The organism is Burkholderia sp. Tr-862, from assembly GCF_011753085.1.
Classification (GTDB): Bacteria; Pseudomonadota; Gammaproteobacteria; order Burkholderiales; family Burkholderiaceae; genus Burkholderia; species Burkholderia ambifaria.
In genome coordinates, this window is record NZ_VWWG01000032.1 from 1 (window position 1) to 19,384 (window position 19,384).

Here is a 19,384-nt window from a genome sequence, read left to right on the forward strand (position 1 = left end):
TCCCGTCAGCATGCCGGCGCCGCGGCCCGGCCCGCCGAGCGCACGGCCGCTCAAGCGCGCATCACCGGCGAGTTCGCCGGGATCTCGTATTCGACGTGCGACTCGTCGAAGATGTCGCCGAATTCGCGCTGCTGGCGGAACGTCGGGTCCGGCGCGCAGCTCATCGGCAGATAGCCGCCCATCCATGCGCGCAGGTCGGTCACGTCCGGCGCGCCGCCGTACACGTTCGCGACCGGCCGCTCGCCGCGCGCGACCGCGTCGATCTGCTCCTGCAGCATCTGGCGGAACATCACGATCCCGCGATCGGACGCGCCGAGGTTCTCGCGCGAACGATCGAAGATCGGGCCCTGCGTCTCGACCGCCATCGCATCCTGGCTCATGAACGTGTCCATCAGGTAGCGGCCCGCCGCGTCTGTGCGCGCCGGCTGCCGGACGATCTTCGGCGCCTCATCCGCGGGCGGCTGCGCGCCGTCCGCGTTCGGCGTGAACGACACCCAGACGATCCGCGTCGTCGTATCGTCGACCGGCACGCGCCAGTGCATCTCGGTCATGATCCGCAGCATGTTCGGGAACACCATCAGGTTGCCCCAGCCACGGCCCTCGCCTTCGTATTCCCAGCTCTTCACGATGCCCCAGTCGAAGCGCTGGAAGCCGAACCGCTTGAACGGCTTGCCGAACCCGGACGCGTCGCGCATGCCGAGGTGCTCGAAGTATTTCGAGTGCGTATAGAAGGTGTGCGTGACGTCGACAGCGTTTTCCTGCACCTGGAACCAGTTGCACGCGAGATCGTCCTGCACCTCGAAATGGCGGACGCCGTCGTTGCGCACGAGGATGTCCCAGTTCGGAAACGCGGGCTTCTGCTCCGCCGGCCCCATGTATGCGAAGATCAGCCCGCCGCATTCGTGCGTCGCATAGCTGTCGATCAGCTTCTTGCAGACGCGGCTCGCCTTCGCCGATTCGAACGGCCGCTCCACGCATTCGCCGGCCGCGTTGTACTGCCAGCCGTGATACGCGCAGCGGATCGTGGCTTCCTCGACGAAGCCGTACAGCAGCGATGCACCGCGATGCGGGCAACGCTCCTGCACGAGCAGCACGCCGCCGTTGCCGGTGCGCGCGAGCACCAGATCCTCGCCGAGAATCCGCACGCGTTTCGTCTGGCCGGCTTCGGCCAGCTCCGACGAATAACCGACCGGATGCCAGTAGCGACGCAGCAACTCGCCGCACGGCGTGCCGGGCCCCACGCGGGTCAGCAATTCGTTGGTGGCGTGGTCAAGCATGAATACACCTCTCTCTCAGGTTGTAGCGGGCTGTATCGCCCCGGAGACGTCTGCGTACCGGCGAACCCTCGAGTCGCGATACGCCCGTCGATAAATCTATTTTTTTAGACTAAATAAAGTGAAGGAAAAATGCAAGGCGGGAAAATCCACAATTTTCAGCCTGTCATCGCCGTCCCATCGCCAGAAATCGGCCGATGTGTATAATTAAAAAGACAACGGCACGCGCGCTCGCTGAAATCGACGCGCCGCGCGTCGGCCAACCAGGAGGACAAGATGGCGATCATTGGCGTGATGGGCTCGGGCAAGAACGAATGGCCGGAGTTGGCGACGCCGCTCGGAACGTGGATCGCCGCGCAAGGATTCGACCTGCTGACCGGCGCCGGCCGCGGCGTGATGCTGTCGATCGCGCGCGCCTACGCGACGACGCCGGGGCGCCGCGGCCGCTCGATCGGCATCGTGCCGAGCGAAGCGCACCCGCTGTTCGGCTTCGTGCCGATCGCCGGCTATCCGAATCCGTTCATCGACCTGCCTATCGTCACGCCACTGCCGCGCAAGGAAGCGGATGCGCCGGACGACGCATTGAGCCGCAACTACGTGAACGTGCTGACGAGCGACGTCATCGTCGCGCTGCCGGGGAGCAAGGGCACGCTCGACGAGATCCGCCTCGCGACGCGCTTCGCGAAGCCGTTGATCTGCACCGGGCCCGCGAGCGCGTTCGATGGCGTCGCGGCCGGCACGCGCATCGTGTCGGCGCTCGATGACGTCTACGCATTCGTGCTCGCGCAGGTGAACCGCGCGGAAGGCGGCGCGGGCGCACACGTTCCGTCGGCGTGAACCGGACGCCTTCCGGATCCACAGCGCGTCGGCCGCCATCGCTTCCCGTGTCGCCGGTCACAGCCGCGCAATCGTGTCGGCGAGCACGCGCACGCCCAGCATGAAATCATCGATCGACATCGCCTCGTGCGGGTTGTGCGACCCGTGATCGTTGCGCACGAACAGCATCCCGCTTGGCACGCCCGCGTTCGCGAACAGCGCCGCGTCGTGGCCCGCGCCGCTCGGCAGCGTCGCATACGGCACGTCGAGCCGCGTGCACGCGTCGGCAAGCGCGGCGCGCAGGGTGGCATCCATCCGCGCCGGCGCGCTCGCCAACCGCCGGTCGAAATCGAATCGCACGCCACGCTCGCGCGCGATCGAATTGCATTCGGCGATCAGCAGCTCATGGAAGACGTCGAGCGTCTCCGTGCTCTCGCTGCGCGCCTCGAAGCTGAAATGCACCTGGCCGGGAATCCGCGAAATCGAATGCTCGTCCTGGTCGGTCGACACGATGCCGGTTGTCACGACGAGATCGATGTTTCGTTCGAGCAGCCGGCGCCAGTGCTCGTCGAGCCGCGTGATCAGCTCGGCGACCGCGAAGATCGCGTCGTGCCGCAGGTCGCGCGGCACCGCGCCGGAGTGGCCGGCCTCGCCGATGCAGCTGATGGAGTTGTGCCGCACGTTGCCGCGAATGCCGGACACGACCGCGACCGGCAGCCCGCGCGCGACCATCACGGGCCCCTGCTCGATGTGGAGCTCCAGATACGCATGCGCGCGCCGCACGTCGAACAGCGGCTTGCGCGCCCGCACCGCGTCGATGTCGACGCCCGCCGCCGCCATGCAGTCGGCCAGCGGGCGGCCGGTGCTGCGATGCTTCATCGCGAGATCGTCCGGCGTCAGCCGGCCGAACAGCGCGCTCGATCCCATGTAGGCCTTGCCGAACCAGGCGCTCTCTTCGCCGCGCAGCGCGATCACGTTCAACGGGTGCGGCGACGCGGGGCCGCTGCGCCGTTGCGCGACGAGGCACAGCAGCCCCGCGACGATGCCCGCGAGCCCGTCGTAGTTGCCGCCATGCGGCACCGAGTCGAGGTGCGAGCCGACCCAGATCGCACGCGCATGCGGGTCCGCGTCGGGCAGGCTGAAGATCAGGTTGGCCGCGCGGTCGGCGCGCACCGCGATGCCCTCGCGTTCGGCGTGCGCCGCCAGCCGCTGCGCGGCCGCCGTTTCGCTGTCGCCGTAGCTCTCGCGCGTGACGCCCACGCCGTCGGCCGACAGCACGCGGATCTCGTCGAACCACTGCTCGGCGAGCGCCGTCAGTTCGGCAAGCGGCAGCGCCGCCGCGTCGTGCACTTCGATGTCCGCCGGCGCGTCCGGCCTGTCGGTATGCGCGTTCATCACGCCCCCGCCGTCGTGCCGCCCGCGCGCGCCGGCGCCGCGCAAAAGCGCCGCCAGCGCTCGCTCAGCTCCGCGTCGAGCCTGACCTGCCCGGTCAGCGACGCGATCGCGCCGATGCCCTCGTCCGCGCAAAACTGCTCGAGCCCATCGATGATCGTGCGCATCACGCCCGGATCGCGGAACGACGCAGTGCCCACCTGCACCGCGCTCGCGCCGGCGAGCAGGAACTCGATGGCGTCGGCGGCGCTCCGGATGCCGCCGCAGCCGATCACCGGAATCGACACGGCGCGGTAGCACTGGTGGACGAGCCGCAGCGCGATCGGCTTGATCGACGGCCCGGACAGGCCGCCCATCACGTTGCCGAGCGACGGCCGGCGCGTGCGCACGTCGATCGACATGCCGAGCACCGTGTTGCCCATCACGATCGCATCGGCGCCCGCGTCCTGCGCCGCTTGCGCGATCTTCGCGATGTTGCCCGCGTTCGGCGTCAGCTTCACCCACAGCGGATGCCCGGTGCGCGTGCGGATCGCGTCGACGACCTGCCGGGTCATGCCCGCGTCCATCCCGAACGCCATGCCGTCCGCCTCGAGATTAGGGCACGAGATGTTCGCCTCGATCGCCGCGACGTCCGGCCGCGACAGCGCCTCGCACGCGCGCGCGAACGCGTCCGCCGTATCGGCGGACACCGACGCGACGACCGGCGTGCCGTGGCCCGTGTACGCGGGCAGCACGTGTTCGAGATAGTCGTCGATGCCGCGGCTCGGAATGCCGATCGAATTCAGCATGCCGTCACCCGCGTCGGCGACACGCGGCGTCGGGTTGCCCGGGCGGCTGACGGGCGACACGCTCTTGATCACGAGCGCGCCGAGCCCGGTCAGGTCGAGCGCATCGCGATACTCGATCGCGAAACAGCCGGATGCCGGCATCACGGGATTGCGCAGGCGCAGTTCGCCCACGCGTACGCTCAGGTCAGCCAACTTCCACCTCCACCTCCGTCACCACGTCGCGAATCGCGAACACCGGGCCCTCGCGGCACACGCGCCGGAATGCGCGGGTCGCGCCGTCGTCGAACATCCGCACGCACGACAGGCAGACGCCCATCCCGCATGCCATCCGCTGCTCGAGCGCGACCTCGCCGCGCATCGACGGATGGCCGGCGAGCACGCGCTGCAGCAGCGCGAGCAACCGTTGCGAGCCGCACGTGTAGACCGCGTCCGGCCGATCGCGTGCGATCCCGGCGCGCAGCAACGCGTCCACGTTCGCGACCGCCGACGAGCCGTCGCTGTCGAACACCGCATGCACGTCGGCCGGCGCGCCGCGCAGGAATTCCGCGGTCATCAGGTCGTCCGGCGTGCGCGCCGACATCACGACCGTCAGCGCAATGCCCGCCCGCGCCGCGCGCTGCACGAGCGGCGCCATCGTCGCGAGACCGACGCCGCGCGCGACGAGCAGCACGATCCAGATCAGCAGCGACAGGCCGGACACCAGGAAGGTAATCGCCAGCATCATCGGCAAGCCTCCTGCCGGACACCGGCACGAACGGCCCGGCCGCCCGCGGCGCACGATCGGTCGAGCATATTGAGGGTCGGAGTAAAAGAGCCCGTGACCGCAGGGGCGGCAGGGCAATACGCGTAAGAATCGACGGTCATCGAATGGCCTTGAAATGAGCGCGACGCCGGGCAGCCGGACCGGCTACCCGCGAAACCGCGCAGTTTACCGGGTTCCGCGCGCGCCAGCGCCGACGCGGCTCTGGTGCGGATGCAACACGATGGATACAGCACCAGAGCACGGACGGCCCGATAGGGTTAAAATGCGCGATTAATTCGGGGTTCCGGGGCCTGGCCTGGCCGGTTCGTTCCTGCCTTCATAACATCAAGCCGGGGCGAGCGAGCCGTGCCAGCTCCTCGAACCCCGGCGTCTGTCGTCGGAGTTCGCTCATATATGCGAGTCATCCTTGCCCAGCCCCGCGGCTTCTGTGCGGGGGTTGTCCGCGCAATCGAGATCGTCGATCGCGCGCTGCAACAGCACGGCGCGCCGGTCTATGTGCGTCATGAGATCGTGCATAACCGGCATGTCGTCGAAAATCTGCGTAATAAAGGGGCACGATTCGTTGAGGAGCTCGACGAGGTGCCGCACGGCGCCGTGGCGATCTTCAGCGCACACGGTGTCGCCCAGACGGTCGAACGCGACGCCGAAACGCGCGGGCTCGACGTGCTGGACGCCACCTGCCCGCTCGTCACGAAAGTGCACGTGCAGGGCCGCCAGTACGTCGCGGCGGGCCGCCGGCTGATCCTGATCGGCCACGCGGGCCATCCGGAAGTCGAAGGCACGATCGGCCAGATTCCGGCCGAGGTGATCCTCGTGCAGAGCGAGGCAGAAGTCGATACGCTGACGCTACCGGTCGATACGCCGGTCGCGTACGTCACGCAGACTACATTGTCGGTCGACGACACGCGCGGCATCATCGAAGCGCTGCAGCGCCGGTTCACCGACATCGTCGGCCCGGACACGCGCGACATCTGCTACGCGACGCAGAACCGCCAGGCCGCCGTGCGCGAACTGAGCCGCCAGGTCGACGTGCTGCTGGTCGTCGGTGCGACGAACAGCTCGAACTCGAACCGCCTGCGCGAGATCGGCACCGAAAGCGGCGTGCCAAGCTATCTCGTCGCCGACGGCTCGGAAGTGAAGCCCGAATGGTTCGCGGGCGTGCAGACGGTCGGCCTGACCGCCGGCGCGTCGGCACCCGAGGAAATGGTTGAGGATGTAATCGGCGCGCTGCGCGCGCTGGGGCCCGTCGATGTCACGACGATGGCGGGCCGTGAAGAAAAAGTCGAATTCAAGTTGCCGGCGAAGCTTACGCAAGCTGTCGCCCGCGAAGTTTAAGGAGGACAACTCTTGTCTATTCCGCTGCTCCAGCAAGTCCGCGTCGGCGCATACATCATGCGTCAACACCTGTCCGGCAACAAACGCTATCCGCTCGCGCTGATGCTCGAGCCGCTGTTCCGCTGCAACCTCGCGTGCAACGGCTGCGGCAAGATCGACTATCCGGACCCGATCCTGAACCAGCGCCTGTCCATCGAGGAATGCCTGGAAGCCGTCGACGAGTGCGGCGCGCCCATCGTGTCGATCGCCGGCGGCGAGCCGCTGCTCCACAAGGAGATGCCGGAAATCGTCAAGGGCATCATGAAGCGCAAGAAATTCGTGTACCTGTGCACGAACGCGCTCCTGATGGAAAAGAAGATGGACGACTACGAGCCGAATCCGTACTTCGTCTGGTCGGTCCACCTCGACGGCGACAAGGAGATGCACGACCATTCCGTGTCGCAGGAAGGCGTGTACGACAAGGCGGTCGCGGCCATCAAGGAAGCGAAGCGCCGCGGCTTCCGCGTGAACATCAACTGCACGCTGTTCAACGATGCGATCCCCGAGCGCGTCGCGAAGTTCTTCGACACGCTGGGGCCGATCGGCGTCGACGGCATCACCGTGTCGCCGGGCTACGCATACGAGCGCGCGCCGGATCAGCAGCACTTCCTGAACCGCGACAAGACGAAGAACCTGTTCCGCGAGATCCTGAAGCGCGGCGAAGGCGGCAAGCGCTGGTCGTTCAGCCAGTCGTCGCTGTTCCTCGACTTCCTGGCCGGCAACCAGACGTACAAGTGCACGCCGTGGGGCAACCCCGCACGCACCGTGTTCGGCTGGCAGAAGCCGTGCTATCTGGTCGGCGAAGGTTACGTGAAGACCTTCAAGGAACTGATGGAAGACACGAACTGGGACAACTACGGCGTCGGCAACTACGAGAAGTGCGCGGACTGCATGGTCCACTGCGGCTTCGAAGCCACGGCCGTGATGGATACGATCTCGCATCCGCTGAAGGCGCTGCGCGTGAGCAAGAAGGGCATCAAGACCGACGGCCCGTTCGCACCGGACATCTCGATCGCGAAGCAGCGTCCGGCCGAGTACGTGTTCTCGCGCCACGTCGAGATCAAGCTCGACGAAATCCAGCGCGCCGGCAAGGGCAAGCTGCAGAAGCCGGCGAAGCCGGCAACGGCGGCTTAAGCGCGTGTCGCTGCGCGGGGGCTGACGCCTCCGCGCCGGCAGGCGGCAAGGAAGCGCCACGGAGTTCGCTCCGTGGCGCTTTTGTTTTGTCGGGCCTCGTCAAGGGGACCGCCGCGCATCCGCGCACGCATCAGAATGCGCACACCGCTCGCCTAGTGTCTCGACTCCGCCGCCGCGATCAGCTGCCATGCGGTCGGGCCGGGATCGAGCAGCGGGTCGGACGGCGGATCGAGATCGTGCCGATGAGTCTCCTCGGACGGCAGCGTCTGCCACTTCGCAATGCCAATCTCGTCGCCGCACACGGTGCACCGATAGATGCCCGCGATCTTCACTTCGCTGCCCGGCGGCAGGTTCTCGCGGAATGCGCGGCCGATTCCGCACGTGAAGTAGCCGCCGATCCTGTATAGCGCCATCGCTCCTCCTGACCGAAACGAATGCGTTCGCGCCGACACGCACGATCGTCGCAAACGCGAGGATGGATCGTCATCGACCGAACCCGTTCGGCTCCTGTCGTGACATTAGACGGCGAGCGTCAGCCCCCGTGAATGGGACTCGTACGAAACACGGCCCGGGCGTCGGTCGCGTGGCCGCCGCTCAATGCAGAACGGCCGGCTCCCGCATCTTCGCCGCCGCCTGCGCGACCAGTGCCGGCTGTTCGGCCGACGCAAACGTGCAGACGTGATTCCATAGCTCGGCGAGCCGATGTCGCGTGAGCGTCGCGACGCACGCGTCGTTCGCGGCGAGCACGCGCTCGAGCACCGCGCATTCGTCGTCGTGCAGCGTCCATGCGCCGCTTTGCGCGGCGCGCGCCACGCTCGCGTCGAGCACGCGCTCCGCCTCGACGCAGAGGTCGATGCTCGCATCGGCGGATACCGCATCGTCGAGCGCGAGGAACACCAGATAGACGCTCGTACGCAGCCGCATCAGCAACGTTTCGCTGCCGTGCTCGCCGCGCAGCGCGACGAGCGCCATGTGGCATTTCAGCGAGATGTCGCGCACATGCGCGGGCGGCAGCGGCAGCAGCCACTCGCGCGTCAACGGCGGGCGGCGACGGCCTTTCCGGACGGCCTTCATGATTCGTCCTCGCTTGCGGCGACGTCGTCCGCATCGAATGCCGGCCACCCGGTGCGGCACGCGACGCCACCGCGGCTCGCGTCGCGATTGCCGCTCGCGCGGCGCCGCGCGCCGTACACGTCGTCCCGCCGCCGCGTCGCGCACGCCTCAGGCAGCCGGCGAATCAGCGACGCGCGCAACGCAGCGGGGAGTCGGTTCGCGCATGCCATGCTCGTCTCCCGCATCAGAACGTGTTCTCGCCCTTCAGGTAGTACGCGGTCTTCACGAAGAACGCCTTCACCGGATGGCCGCTCTGCGCGTCGCGCGCGGCACGCTGTTGCATCGCCGCCTTCTCTTCCTGCGAGCGGTCGGGCAACGGGTTGCGCACGCGCTCGAGCGCACGCTGCATCGCGAGCGGATAGTTCTGGTTGCCGGCTGTCGTCGCACGATAGCCGGCGCGCGTCATCTGCATCAACTGCACGTCGGTCTCGGCGCGTGCCGCCTTCCAGTTCAACGGTGCGGCGTTCGACTGCCACTCGGTGTCGACGGACTGCGCGAAGCTCGTGGCGGGCAGCACGACAAGCGCGCCGGACAGGACGGCAAGGGAAACAAGGGATCGCATCATGGCCTCCAGATGGTTGCTTCCGCATCGATCTTGATGATCGATGCGGTGCAATCATCGTATGTCGCGGGGCCGTGCGCTTGAATAGCCGATTCCGCAATTGATATTTTCGGCACCGGCAGCCGGTGCGCGATCCGCGCATTTCGCCACTACCGCCTGACCGGAATTTCTTTATTTCATTCAACTACCTGATCGCGTTTTCGCAGACGATTCGAAGCGGCACGTGAATCGCCTTTGCAGTTTTCGAAATGACATATTGCCGTCGAGATTTCGACCGAAGGCCGGCCCGACAAGGCTTTCGGCGCGATGCAGGATGCGGGGACGAAAGCGAGAAAAAGTCTCGTCGAACGACCCGGTTTCCCTGACGCGCGACAAATCCTCCGCGCCGATTTACCGCTCCGAGACAAGACGTGTCCGACGAGTAAGCGCGATAATTGAGCATTAGCCGTATGCCACGGCTCTCATGCCCTCCCTATTCTTCACTCGAGTCCGCCATGTCCGCCATCGACACCACCACCATCGACAGTTGGCACGCACACGTCTACTTCGACGCCGCGAGTCGCGACGCGGCCTGGGCGTTTCGCCTCGTCGTCGAAGAACGGTTCGGCGCGATCATCGAGCTCGGCCGCTTTCACGAACGCCTCGTCGGCCCGCATCCGGCGTGGTCGTACCAGATCGCGTTCGACGCCGCGCGGTTCGACACCATCGTGCCGTGGCTCGTGCTGAATCACGGCGCGCTCGACATCTTCCTGCATCCGAACACGAACGACGAACTGCGCGACCACCGCGACAGCGCGGTGTGGATCGGCCAGTCGCATGAACTGAATCTCGGCGCGCTGGGGGGCTGACGGGCGGCTTGCGCGACATCCACGTTTCGGTTCGCGCTGAAACGTCCGGCGGCGTTGCATCAATACAGTGGTGCCGTTATCCACGCTTGCCGGAACCCGTCATGACACACGCCGACACCGATGCGCAACGCATCCATCGAGACTGGCACGCCGCCGTCGTCGCACGCGACCTCGATGCGCTGATGTCGCTGTACGCGGACGACGCGATCCTCGAAACGCCGCTGATCGTCGTCACGCTGCCCGATCAGGGCACGGGCGTGCTGCACGGCAAGGCCGCGATCGGCGCGTTCTTCGCGGCGGGCCTGCGCAATCCAGGCAACAAGCTCGGACGCTGGCACCGCACGGGCCTGTTCTTCTCGAACGGGCGGCAACTCATATGGGAATATCCGCGCGAAACGCCGGAAGGCGATCAGATCGATCTCGTCGAGGTGATGGATCTGCGCGACGGGCTGATCGCGCATCACCGCGTCTACTGGGGATGGGTGGGGTTCATGGCGCTGCGCGGCGCAGCACAAGCGGCCGGACGCGAATGACGCGCACCGTGCCGTCCACGCTCACGCTCACGCTCACGCAACGTACATCGCGACACTGACGAACTGGCACAGGCTGCCGGCCAGCACGAAAAGGTGCCAGATACCGTGCCCGTGGCGGATGCGCTCGTCGTTGATGAAGAAGTAGATGCCCGCGCTGTAGATGACGCCGCCGGCCACGAGCCATGCGGTACCCACCGGCGGCAACGCATGGATCAGCGGGCGGATCGCGACGAGCGCGAGCCAGCCCATCAGCACGTACAGCACCATCGACACGATGCGCGTGCGCCGTCCGAGCGTGAGCTCCTGCGCGATCCCGAATGCGGCGAGCCCCCAGCTCACACCGAACAGCGACCAGCCCCACGGGCCGCGCAGCGTGACGAGCGCGAAGGGCGTGTAGCTGCCCGCGATCAGCAGATAAATGGCCGAATGGTCGCACTTCTGCAGGATCGCCTTGAGCCGCGGGTTGCGCACGCTGTGGTACAGCGTCGAAATTGCATAGAGCAGGATCAGCATCGCGCCGTACACGCTGAAGCTCACGATCTTGTAGGGATCGCGATCGAGCGCGCCCATCGTCACCAGCGCGACCAGCCCTGCCACCGACAACACCGCGCCGACGAGATGGGAAATGCTGTTGAAACGCTCACCGACATGCACGACGGATTCTCCTGCGCGGATTCATCGGAAAAAGCAAAAACTCTATGATACCGGCGCGGCGAGCGAGCCATGCTGAAGCCGGTCAAACGCCGCGGCGACGGCCGCGCCGCGCGCGCCGCCCGGCCCCAAAGAAAAAAGCGCCGCGAATGCCTTCGCGGCGCTTCCTGGTCCGGCACCGGACCGCCCTACCGGGCGGCTTCACCGGCCCGGTTCAGCAACACTTCCCCGCCCCCGACCCGTACCGCGCATTCTGACGCTCGCGGAAGAATTCCTCGTACGTCATCGGCTCGCGGTCCGGATGGGTTTCGCGCATGTGCGCGACGTAGGTGTCGTAGTCGGGCAGGCCGACCATCAGCCGCAACGCCTGCCCGAGGTAACGCCCCGCGCTGCGCAGGTCGCTGCCGAGATCGCTGAACATCGCGGCCTCCCGTTATCGTCCGCTGCCGAGCGCCTGCGCGGCCGGCATCGGCTCGTACGGCGTCTCGCGCACGGTCGGCTTCGACTCGCGGCGCGCGCGCAGCACGGCGAGCAGGCCGTACACCGCGATCGCCACGACGACGAAGATGAACAGGCCCGCCAGCGCCGCATCGATGTAGTCGTTGAAGATGATCCGCTGCATCTGCGCGATCGACTTCGCCGGCGCGAGCACCTTGCCTTCGTCCACCGCGGCCTGCAGCTTCGCGGCGTGCGCGAGGAAGCTGACCTTCGGATTCGAATCGAAAATCTTCTGCCAGCCGGCCGTCAGCGTGCAGATCAGCAGCCACGCGGTCGGCACGATCGTCACCCACGCGTAGCGCTCGCGCTTCATCTTGAACAGCACGACGGTGCCGAGCACCAGCGCGATCGCGGCGAGCATCTGGTTCGAGATGCCGAACAGCGGCCACAGCGTGTTGATGCCGCCGAGCGGATCGACCACGCCCTGGTACAGGAAATAGCCCCACGCGGCCACGCACAGCGCGGTGGCGACCAGGTTCGCGGGCAGCGACTCGGTGCGCTTGAGCGCCGGATGGAACGTGCCGAGCAGGTCCTGCAGCATGAAGCGGCCCGCGCGCGTGCCGGCGTCGACGGCCGTCAGGATGAACAGCGCCTCGAACAGGATCGCGAAGTGATACCAGAACGCCATCATCGCTTCGCCGCCGATCACCTGGTGCAGGATGTGCGCCATGCCGACGGCCAGCGTCGGTGCGCCGCCCGCGCGCGCGATGATCGTCGTCTCGCCCACGGCCTTCGCGGTCTGCGTCAGCATGTCGGGCGTCAGCACGAAGCCCCATTGCGTGACCGTGTTCGCGACGGCTTCCGGCGTCGAGCCGAGCACGGCCGCCGGTGCGTTCATCGCGAAGTAGATGCCCGGCTCGATCACGCACGCGGCGACGAGCGCCATGATCGCGACGAACGATTCCATCAGCATCGCGCCGTAACCGATGAAGCGCGCGTTGGATTCGTTGTCGATCAGCTTCGGCGTCGTGCCCGACGAGATCAGCGCGTGGAAACCCGACACCGCGCCGCACGCGATCGTGATGAACAGGAACGGGAACAGGTTGCCCGACCACACCGGGCCGGTGCCGTCGACGAACTTCGTCAGCGCGGGCATCTTCAGTTCCGGTGCGACGACCAGGATGCCGATCGCGAGACCGAGGATCGTGCCGATCTTCAGGAACGTCGACAGGTAGTCGCGCGGCGCGAGCAGCAGCCACACCGGCAGCACCGACGCGACGAAGCCGTAGCCGATCAGGATCCACGTGAGCTGCGTGCCGTTGAACGTGAACCACGCGGCGAGCGTCGGCGAATCGTGCACGTGCTGGCCGAACGCGATCGATGCCATCAACAGCACGAAGCCGATGATCGACACTTCGCCGATGCGGCCCGGACGGATATAGCGCGTGTAGACGCCCATGAACAGCGCGATCGGAATCGTCGCGGCGACGGTGAACGTGCCCCACGGCGAATTCGTCAGCGCCTTCACGACGATCAGCGCGAGCACCGCGAGGATGATCACCATGATCAGGAACGCGCCGAACAGCGCGATCACGCCGGGCACCGTGCCGAGCTCCATCTTGACGAGGTCGCCGAGCGAGCGGCCGTCGCGGCGCGTCGAGATGAACAGCACGATGAAGTCCTGCACCGCGCCGGCGAACACGACGCCGGCCAGGATCCACAGCATGCCGGGCGTGTAGCCCATCTGCGCGGCGAGCACGGGGCCGACGAGCGGCCCGGCGCCGGCGATCGCGGCGAAGTGATGGCCGAACAGCACGTACTTGTTGGTCGGTACGTAGTCGAGGCCGTCGTTGTACTTGACCGCCGGCGTCATCCGCAACCCGTCGAGCTGCATGACCTTGCTGGCGATGAAGCGGCTGTAGAAGCGATATGCGATCAGATACACGCAGACTGCGGCGATCACGATCCAGAGCGCGCTGACGCGTTCGCCGTGCGCAAGTGCGATCGTCCCGAATGCGAACGCGCCGAGCAGCGCGACCGCGATCCAGAGCAGGGTACTGGAAGCCCGATTCATGGCGTCTCCTGGTCTCCAATGTGTTTTTGAGTGGATGCGGCGAGGGGCCGAACCCGCGTGACGTCGATGCGTCGTGCCGCGTCTCGAGAAAGCCGCGGCGGTGGGCCGTAGTATTCCGCGCGATGGGGGCGGCTTACAAGCGCACAACTACGTATGCGGGGCTACGTAGAATTACGTAGACAGGGAGGGATGAGGGTGCGCGGCGGTGAGGGATCGCCGCGCGGTGCGGCACTACGTGGCAATCGGCCGGCCCGGCACATCGCGCACCGGGCCGGGCTGCTTGCATCAGTGCTTGTCGTCGACCTTCTTCGGCTTCGGCGGCGACGGCACCTTCGCGTACTGGAACGCCGGCGTCGCCTTCAGCGCATCCTTCGTCGCGCCCGGCAGGTAGATGTTGCCGTTGCGCACGTCGAGCGACCCGATCGGCACCGCGACGTCATGCGCGGCCACGCCGAGGAAGCCGCCGGCCGACACGATCGCCGCCGACACCGAGCCGTCCGGCGCGACGATCAGGTCGCGCACCGTGCCGACTTTCTGGTTCGCGTCGTTGTACACGACCTTGCCGAGCACGCTCTTCTTCACGCTCCAACCTTCGAGCAGCGCCTGCGATTGCTCGACGGTCACGCTGAGCGGCTGCGCGCCGGCGATCTGCGCGTGCGCGCTGACGCTCGATGCGAGGACGGTTGCTGCGATGAGGGTCTTGTAGAACTTCATGTAGTTGCACTCCGGTTCGGTTGTTGTTGATTCCGGGAGCGAAGCGACGCGGGCGCAACGGCTGATCGGTGAGCACCCCGCGCTTCGTCGGTCGCGTGGCGGTCGGCCGCGCCGCCACTGCGTGTGTGCATGACGGACCGGCATGGCCGGGCCGCAGCGTGCAGCACGGCTTCATGGTAGCGACATTCGCCGGATCGTGCGTCCAGCGTGCAACGCGGCAGGCGGATCGAGCCGGAGCCAGATCAATGACCATGCGGATAGTTGGTGCGCGCGGCGCGGAAAAAGCGACGTCGCGGCCTGTCGATCAGGAGAACATGGCAAACAGCCAACCGGTCGTCACCGGCGCATCGAACTACGCGGCGGGCGCCACCCCGCCACCCTGCCCCGCAGCCACGCCGCGTCACGCGTTGCGCGAATACACCCGGCGATGCCGCACCGCCTCGGCCAGCACATCGAGCACCGGCTCGGTCTGCGACCAGCTCAGGCACGCATCGGTGATCGACACGCCGTACTGCAACGGCACGCCCGGCTTCAGGTCCTGACGCCCGGCCTCGAGATGGCTCTCCACCATCACGCCGACGATCCGGTGCTCGCCCTGCCCCAACTGCCGTGCGAGATCCTGAGCGACGTCGATCTGCCGCTCATGCGACTTGTTCGAGTTCGCATGCGAGCAATCGACCATCACCTGCTCGCGCAACCCGCTCTTGCGCAGCACCGCGCAGCTCGCCTCGACGTGCTCGGCGTCGTAGTTCGGCCCGTTCTTGCCGCCGCGCAGGATCACGTGCGCATCGTCATTGCCGCGCGTCTCGAAGATCGCGGCCATCCCCATCTTCGTCATCCCCATGAACGCGTGGCTCGCGCGCGCGGCGACGATCGCGTCCGACGCCACCTGCACGCCGCCGTCGGTGCCGTTCTTGAAGCCGATCGGGCAGCTCAGCCCCGACGCGAGCTGGCGATGGCTCTGGCTCTCGGTCGTGCGCGCACCGATCGCGCCCCACGCGATCAGGTCGGCAATGTATTGCGGGCTCAGCAGGTCGAGGAATTCGGTCGACGCCGGCAGGCCCAGCGCGTTGATGTCGAGCAGCAGTTGCCGCGCGGCGCGCAGCCCTTCGTTGATGCGGAAACTGCCGTCCAGCCGCGGATCGTTGATGTATCCCTTCCAGCCGACCGTCGTGCGCGGCTTCTCGAAGTACACGCGCATCGTGATCAGCAGGTCGTCCTTCAGTGCATCGGCGGCGGCCTTCAGGCGGCGTGCGTAGTCGAGCGCCTGGTCGTGGTCGTGGATCGAGCACGGGCCGACGACGAGCAGCAGCCGGTCGTCGCGGCCGTGCAGGATGTCGCCGATCGCGCGGCGGGTGTCCTCGACGAGCGTCTGCGTGGCGGCCGGCACCGGCAGCTCGTCCTGCAGCAGCGCGGGGGAAATCAGCGGACGCACGGCGCCGATGCGGACGTCGTCGATGCGCGTGGTGTCCTGCGTCGCGTCGGCGCTGCCTACCTCGCGATCGTGGGAAGGATTGTCGAGGTTCTGCATGGGAATTCTCCGGGGGACGTCTGGATGATTGGCAGCCTCGATTATGGCACTCGCGCAAGGCGGCACGCCGCTCGCGCAGAACTTCCGCGCGAGCGCGCGCATCGCGAAGCGAGCCGGCCGTTCGGCCGAGTGGTCGCACGTCACCGAAGTACCGTACGATCGTGGCTGTCCCCTGCCGATTCGGGCCCTCGTTCGACGCCGGCGGCACGACGCACCATCCGTCCGTGATTGAGCGTTCGCAACTTGATCCAACCCGCCAAGATGACCGTATCCGAACTGCTCAGCGCCATTCGCCAGCCCTACGCCGACCTGCTCGCGCAAGCGGCGGCGCAACCGGCGGCCGTTGTCGAACCGGCCTACCGGAAAGCCGACGGCACGCTGGCCACCGAAGGCCCGCTCGCGCTGCCGTGCCGCGCCGACCTCGTTCACACCGGAGGCGAATCGGCCGGCCAGCCGGCGATGGTCGACTCGACCTCGCAACTGGATTTCGGACCGTTCGCGTTCGAACTCGACACGGCGGCCGTGTCGATCCGGCCGTTCGTGTGGGACTGGGTGACGGTCGAAGCCGACGGCCTCGACGAAGCCGCGGCCACCGACGCGTTCAAGGCATGGTTCTTCGCGTGGTTCGACACCGACGACGCACGCGCGCCGGCCGAGGACGGCCTGCACGGCATCGTTCACTATCTGTCGGAGCCGGTGCGCACGGAGCACGGATGGCGGGTCAACGCGGATCTCGGTTCGGCGCCGGGCGCGGCCGTGGAGGACCTGCTGTTCCGGCTCGTCGACGCAGGCGCCACGCGAATCGTGCTCGGTTGATGCCGCACTTTACCCTTCGTCGGATCATGATGAAAAAAACCCTTATCGCCCTACTGCTCTTCGCGTCACTGCCCGCGTTCGCCAAGGTTTCCACCGACGTGTACTGCTTCAAATCGGACGGCGACAAACCCGTACGCTTCGAGATGCGCACCTACTACGACGACGCCGTCGATTGGTCGGGCGGCATGGTCCGCTATGCGAAAGCGAAAACGGCGCTGCCGCTAGTGGTCGAGCACGTCGATGAGGAAGTGCTCGTCGAAGGCCGCCCGCATCAGTTCACGACGACCTGGGTCGAAATGGTGGACGGCAGGATCAATGGGCGGTACGAGATGATGTCGCAGGGTGCGATGATCTATTCGATGACCTATACCAGCGCGCGCACCGGCAAGCGAACCGCGTTCAGCAGGGCACTGGACGTCGACGCATCCGAGCAAACCGGGTGCCGCTGGTGATGCGCGCACTGATCCGGATTGTGCTGGCGCTGATCGCGCTGCGCGCTGCGGCAGCCGACGCCGCGCCGCGCGTCGTCTATCGCGGCATGCTGCAAGGCGCCGGCGAGGTCGTGATGGAACTCGACCGCCGGCCGGCGGCGGACGGCACGATCTCGGGCCGCTATTTCTATACGCAGTACGGTGTCGACATTCCGCTGCACGGCCAGCCCACGCAGCTCGTCGAGCCGCTCGAGCGCACCGCGTTGCCGGACGAGGTGCGCGACATGACGCGAAACAGCGGCGGCGCCGATTTCGCCCATCCAGCGGCAACCTGGCGCGGCACGCGGGACAACGATGGCTATCGCGGCCAGTGGACCGACGCGCGTACCGGCAAGACGCGGAACTTCACGCTGCGACGCGTCGCCGAATACGATCCCGATGCGGTTGCGCCCGGCTCCGTCGAAGCCCTCTCCGATCGTATCGCCGGCGGCGTCGGCAGCGGCATCGCAAGCGGCGCGGCCATCGACATGCGGCAGGCGCCTTATGCGACGCTGAAGCTCGCCGGGCACGCACAGCCGGCCGGCCGCGAAATCGGCGACGGCACCGTCGCATACCGGATGTGGCGCGATCCGCGCACGAAACTCATGTATCCGCGTCTGAGCCGCCACCCCGATTCGGGGGTCATGGCACGGGTCAACCGCTTGCTCGAGCAGCAGCACTGGCAGATGAATCTCGCCGCGCTCGAATGCGCGTCGACGCGCTATACCGACGACGGGCCGGCCGCCGGCTCGCTCGGCGGCTTCGACGACGAACAGGTAACGGTCACGTGGCTGTCACCCGTGGCGCTCGGCATCGTGGAATCGGGCAGTACGTACTGCGGCGGCGCCCATCCGAACAATCACTACGATCCGGTCACCTTCGACCTGCTGCGCGGTGCATACCTCGACTGGAATCGCATGATCGATGCGGCTGCGCCGGCCAAGGACGATGAATCGGCAACGAGCGCCGCGCTGGTGAAGTTCATTGCGCGGCTGCGCGACGCAGCCGCACCGGGAAAACAGCCGACGAGCGACGACGGCGATTCGCTGTCGTGCGCCGACGTGTTCCCGCAGTATCTGGCATTCGAACTCGATGCTCCCGGCAAGCTGTCGTTCGTCGTATCCGGAATCGGCCACGCGGCGGGCGCGTGTCTGGGGCCGCAGCTCGACGCGCCGTTTGCCGCGCTCGCGCCGATCCTCAGACCGGGCGGTGCGCGTTACCTCGTCCCGGGCGTCAAGCTAAAGTAATGCGGCGCGGCGCAGGCGCCGCCGTCATCGCATCGGGAGCCCGTCAGCCCGCGTCGCCTGGCGCGTCGACGTCGATCCCGAGTTCGGCCGCCATCCGCTGAACGAGCGCGTTCAGCCGCGCCACTTCATCCGCAAGCCGCTTCTGCTCGGCCTTCAGCGCCTCGAACTCGGACGGCGGAACGGAATCCGTGCCGCCACCGGTATCCGAACCGGCGAAGTCGGCGACGTTCACCTCGCCGCACATCAGGTGCATCCAGCGGTTCTCGCGCGCACCGGCCGCACGCGGCAGCCGGATGACGAGCGGCTGCGCACGCGCCGCGAGTTCGTCGAGGAAGGCCTCGACCGACGAGATGTCCGCGAAGCCGTGCAGGCGCGCGCTGTTCAGGCGCAGTTCGGCGGCCGTCTGCGGGCCGCGCAGCAACAGGATCGTCAGCAGCGCGATCGCCTGGCTCGGGATGCCGAGCACGCGATTCATGTTGTGCTCGAAACGCGGCACGCGGCTGCTGCTGCCCTCCATCACGAGGCTCAGGTGCTTGAGGCTGTCGAGCGCGGTCGTGACCTCGTCCTCGCTGACGTTCATCACCGGCGAGCGTGCGGTTTTCTGGTTGCAGCCCGCGGTCAGCGCATTCAGCGACAGCGGATAGGTGTCCGGCACCGTGTGCTGCTTCTCCACGAGCACCCCGAGAATGCGGGCCTCCAGGGGCGTGAGTTCGCGCAAGGCGCGTGGCGTGGGCATATCCGGCGTGGTGTTCATGGATGGCGTCGCAGCGTGCAGCAGGTGAAGGGAAACGTCGCGGCCCGTCCGGCGTCGCGAACGGGCGAGCCATATGATAGCTCGCGGCGTGG

General features: G+C 67.1%; 21 protein-coding genes and 1 pseudogene. 8 read left to right on the forward strand and 14 right to left on the reverse strand.

The window, feature by feature from the left end:
• Positions 1 to 50: 50 nt before the first annotated feature.
• The gene (locus F3J14_RS12355) at positions 51 to 1,277 is read right to left on the reverse strand and encodes an aromatic ring-hydroxylating dioxygenase subunit alpha (RefSeq protein WP_011660790.1); all 1,227 of its coding nucleotides are present in this window, start codon (positions 1,275 to 1,277) and stop codon (positions 51 to 53) included.
• Between the two features lie 273 nt (positions 1,278 to 1,550).
• Between F3J14_RS12355 and F3J14_RS12360 the strand changes: the two genes are divergently transcribed.
• Entirely contained in the window at positions 1,551 to 2,111 is a 561-nt protein-coding gene (locus F3J14_RS12360; RefSeq protein ID WP_166723226.1) for a DNA-binding protein, read from the forward strand.
• Between the two features lie 57 nt (positions 2,112 to 2,168).
• Here the strand turns inward: F3J14_RS12360 and F3J14_RS12365 are convergent, their stop codons facing one another.
• The 3 genes and pseudogenes from F3J14_RS12365 to F3J14_RS12375 all read right to left on the reverse strand — a co-directional run.
• The gene (locus F3J14_RS12365; RefSeq protein ID WP_166723227.1) at positions 2,169 to 3,485 is read right to left on the reverse strand and encodes a Zn-dependent hydrolase; all 1,317 of its coding nucleotides are present in this window, start codon (positions 3,483 to 3,485) and stop codon (positions 2,169 to 2,171) included.
• A complete protein-coding gene (locus F3J14_RS12370; protein WP_166723228.1) occupies positions 3,485 to 4,462 on the reverse strand; it encodes a dihydroorotate dehydrogenase in 978 nt (325 codons plus the stop codon). The genes F3J14_RS12365 and F3J14_RS12370 overlap by 1 nt, the downstream gene beginning before the upstream one ends.
• Positions 4,455 to 4,937: pseudogene (locus tag F3J14_RS12375) on the reverse strand (dihydroorotate dehydrogenase electron transfer subunit); the annotation flags it as partial. The pseudogene F3J14_RS12375 and the gene F3J14_RS12370, both read right to left, overlap by 8 nt.
• Positions 4,938 to 5,426: 489 nt before the next feature.
• On the opposite strand from F3J14_RS12375, the gene ispH reads away from it, so the two are divergent.
• Positions 5,427 to 6,368 carry a 4-hydroxy-3-methylbut-2-enyl diphosphate reductase gene (gene ispH / locus F3J14_RS12380; protein ID WP_166723229.1) on the forward strand — a complete coding sequence of 314 codons (942 nt, stop codon included), beginning with the start codon at positions 5,427 to 5,429 and terminating at the stop codon, positions 6,366 to 6,368.
• A 12-nt stretch (positions 6,369 to 6,380) separates the two neighbouring features.
• On the forward strand, positions 6,381 to 7,541 hold the full coding sequence (hpnH, locus tag F3J14_RS12385; RefSeq protein ID WP_166723230.1) for an adenosyl-hopene transferase HpnH: 1,161 nt from the start codon (positions 6,381 to 6,383) through the stop codon (positions 7,539 to 7,541).
• Positions 7,542 to 7,693: 152 nt separating this feature from the next.
• On the opposite strand, the gene F3J14_RS12390 is transcribed toward hpnH, so the two are convergent.
• The 4 genes from F3J14_RS12390 to F3J14_RS12405 form a co-directional block, all read right to left on the reverse strand.
• Positions 7,694 to 7,954, reverse strand: a complete 261-nt coding sequence (locus F3J14_RS12390; RefSeq protein WP_166723231.1) for a hypothetical protein — start codon at positions 7,952 to 7,954, stop codon at positions 7,694 to 7,696.
• 181 nt (positions 7,955 to 8,135) lie between these two features.
• The gene (locus F3J14_RS12395; RefSeq protein ID WP_166723232.1) at positions 8,136 to 8,615 is read right to left on the reverse strand and encodes a hypothetical protein; all 480 of its coding nucleotides are present in this window, start codon (positions 8,613 to 8,615) and stop codon (positions 8,136 to 8,138) included.
• The gene (locus F3J14_RS12400; protein WP_166723233.1) at positions 8,612 to 8,824 is read right to left on the reverse strand and encodes a hypothetical protein; all 213 of its coding nucleotides are present in this window, start codon (positions 8,822 to 8,824) and stop codon (positions 8,612 to 8,614) included. Before F3J14_RS12400 ends, F3J14_RS12395 begins: the two co-directional genes overlap by 4 nt.
• A 14-nt stretch (positions 8,825 to 8,838) precedes the next feature.
• Entirely contained in the window at positions 8,839 to 9,216 is a 378-nt protein-coding gene (locus F3J14_RS12405; RefSeq protein WP_166723234.1) for a hypothetical protein, read from the reverse strand.
• A gap of 494 nt (positions 9,217 to 9,710) precedes the next feature.
• Between F3J14_RS12405 and F3J14_RS12410 the strand changes: the two genes are divergently transcribed.
• Both F3J14_RS12410 and F3J14_RS12415 read left to right on the forward strand, forming a co-directional pair.
• Complete coding sequence (locus F3J14_RS12410; protein WP_166723235.1) at positions 9,711 to 10,064, forward strand: DOPA 4,5-dioxygenase family protein; 354 nt, start codon at positions 9,711 to 9,713, stop codon at positions 10,062 to 10,064.
• Positions 10,065 to 10,165: 101 nt separating this feature from the next.
• Entirely contained in the window at positions 10,166 to 10,597 is a 432-nt protein-coding gene (locus F3J14_RS12415) for a nuclear transport factor 2 family protein (RefSeq protein WP_166723236.1), read from the forward strand.
• A 33-nt stretch (positions 10,598 to 10,630) separates the two neighbouring features.
• On the opposite strand, the gene F3J14_RS12420 is transcribed toward F3J14_RS12415, so the two are convergent.
• The 5 genes from F3J14_RS12420 to F3J14_RS12440 all read right to left on the reverse strand — a co-directional run bounded on the left by F3J14_RS12420 (position 10,631) and on the right by F3J14_RS12440 (position 16,005).
• The gene (locus tag F3J14_RS12420; protein ID WP_006761278.1) at positions 10,631 to 11,251 is read right to left on the reverse strand and encodes a hemolysin III family protein; all 621 of its coding nucleotides are present in this window, start codon (positions 11,249 to 11,251) and stop codon (positions 10,631 to 10,633) included.
• Between the two features lie 211 nt (positions 11,252 to 11,462).
• Positions 11,463 to 11,669, reverse strand: coding sequence for a YbdD/YjiX family protein (locus F3J14_RS12425; RefSeq protein WP_006480280.1), 207 nt, complete (start codon positions 11,667 to 11,669; stop codon positions 11,463 to 11,465).
• Positions 11,670 to 11,681: 12 nt separating this feature from the next.
• Positions 11,682 to 13,760 (reverse strand): carbon starvation CstA family protein, encoded by a 2,079-nt coding sequence (locus F3J14_RS12430; protein WP_166723237.1) that lies wholly within the window; start codon positions 13,758 to 13,760, stop codon positions 11,682 to 11,684.
• Positions 13,761 to 14,045: 285 nt separating this feature from the next.
• Positions 14,046 to 14,474: a PRC-barrel domain-containing protein gene (locus F3J14_RS12435; RefSeq protein WP_105832582.1), complete on the reverse strand. Its 429-nt coding sequence runs from the start codon at positions 14,472 to 14,474 to the stop codon at positions 14,046 to 14,048.
• Between the two features lie 400 nt (positions 14,475 to 14,874).
• Positions 14,875 to 16,005, reverse strand: coding sequence for a 3-deoxy-7-phosphoheptulonate synthase (locus F3J14_RS12440; RefSeq protein ID WP_012367089.1), 1,131 nt, complete (start codon positions 16,003 to 16,005; stop codon positions 14,875 to 14,877).
• 261 nt (positions 16,006 to 16,266) lie between these two features.
• On the opposite strand from F3J14_RS12440, the gene F3J14_RS12445 reads away from it, so the two are divergent.
• From F3J14_RS12445 to F3J14_RS12455, 3 genes are read left to right on the forward strand one after another with little or no spacing between them, the layout of a single operon-like run.
• Positions 16,267 to 16,821 carry a hypothetical protein gene (locus F3J14_RS12445; protein WP_166723238.1) on the forward strand — a complete coding sequence of 185 codons (555 nt, stop codon included), beginning with the start codon at positions 16,267 to 16,269 and terminating at the stop codon, positions 16,819 to 16,821.
• 26 nt (positions 16,822 to 16,847) lie between these two features.
• Complete coding sequence (locus tag F3J14_RS12450; protein WP_244103676.1) at positions 16,848 to 17,273, forward strand: hypothetical protein; 426 nt, start codon at positions 16,848 to 16,850, stop codon at positions 17,271 to 17,273.
• The gene (locus F3J14_RS12455; RefSeq protein ID WP_166723239.1) at positions 17,273 to 18,538 is read left to right on the forward strand and encodes a hypothetical protein; all 1,266 of its coding nucleotides are present in this window, start codon (positions 17,273 to 17,275) and stop codon (positions 18,536 to 18,538) included. Before F3J14_RS12450 ends, F3J14_RS12455 begins: the two co-directional genes overlap by 1 nt.
• Before the next feature lie 43 nt (positions 18,539 to 18,581).
• Here F3J14_RS12455 and F3J14_RS12460 read toward each other — a convergent pair whose 3' ends face one another.
• Positions 18,582 to 19,292 carry a YceH family protein gene (locus F3J14_RS12460; RefSeq protein WP_166723240.1) on the reverse strand — a complete coding sequence of 237 codons (711 nt, stop codon included), beginning with the start codon at positions 19,290 to 19,292 and terminating at the stop codon, positions 18,582 to 18,584.
• Positions 19,293 to 19,384 lie beyond the last annotated feature (92 nt).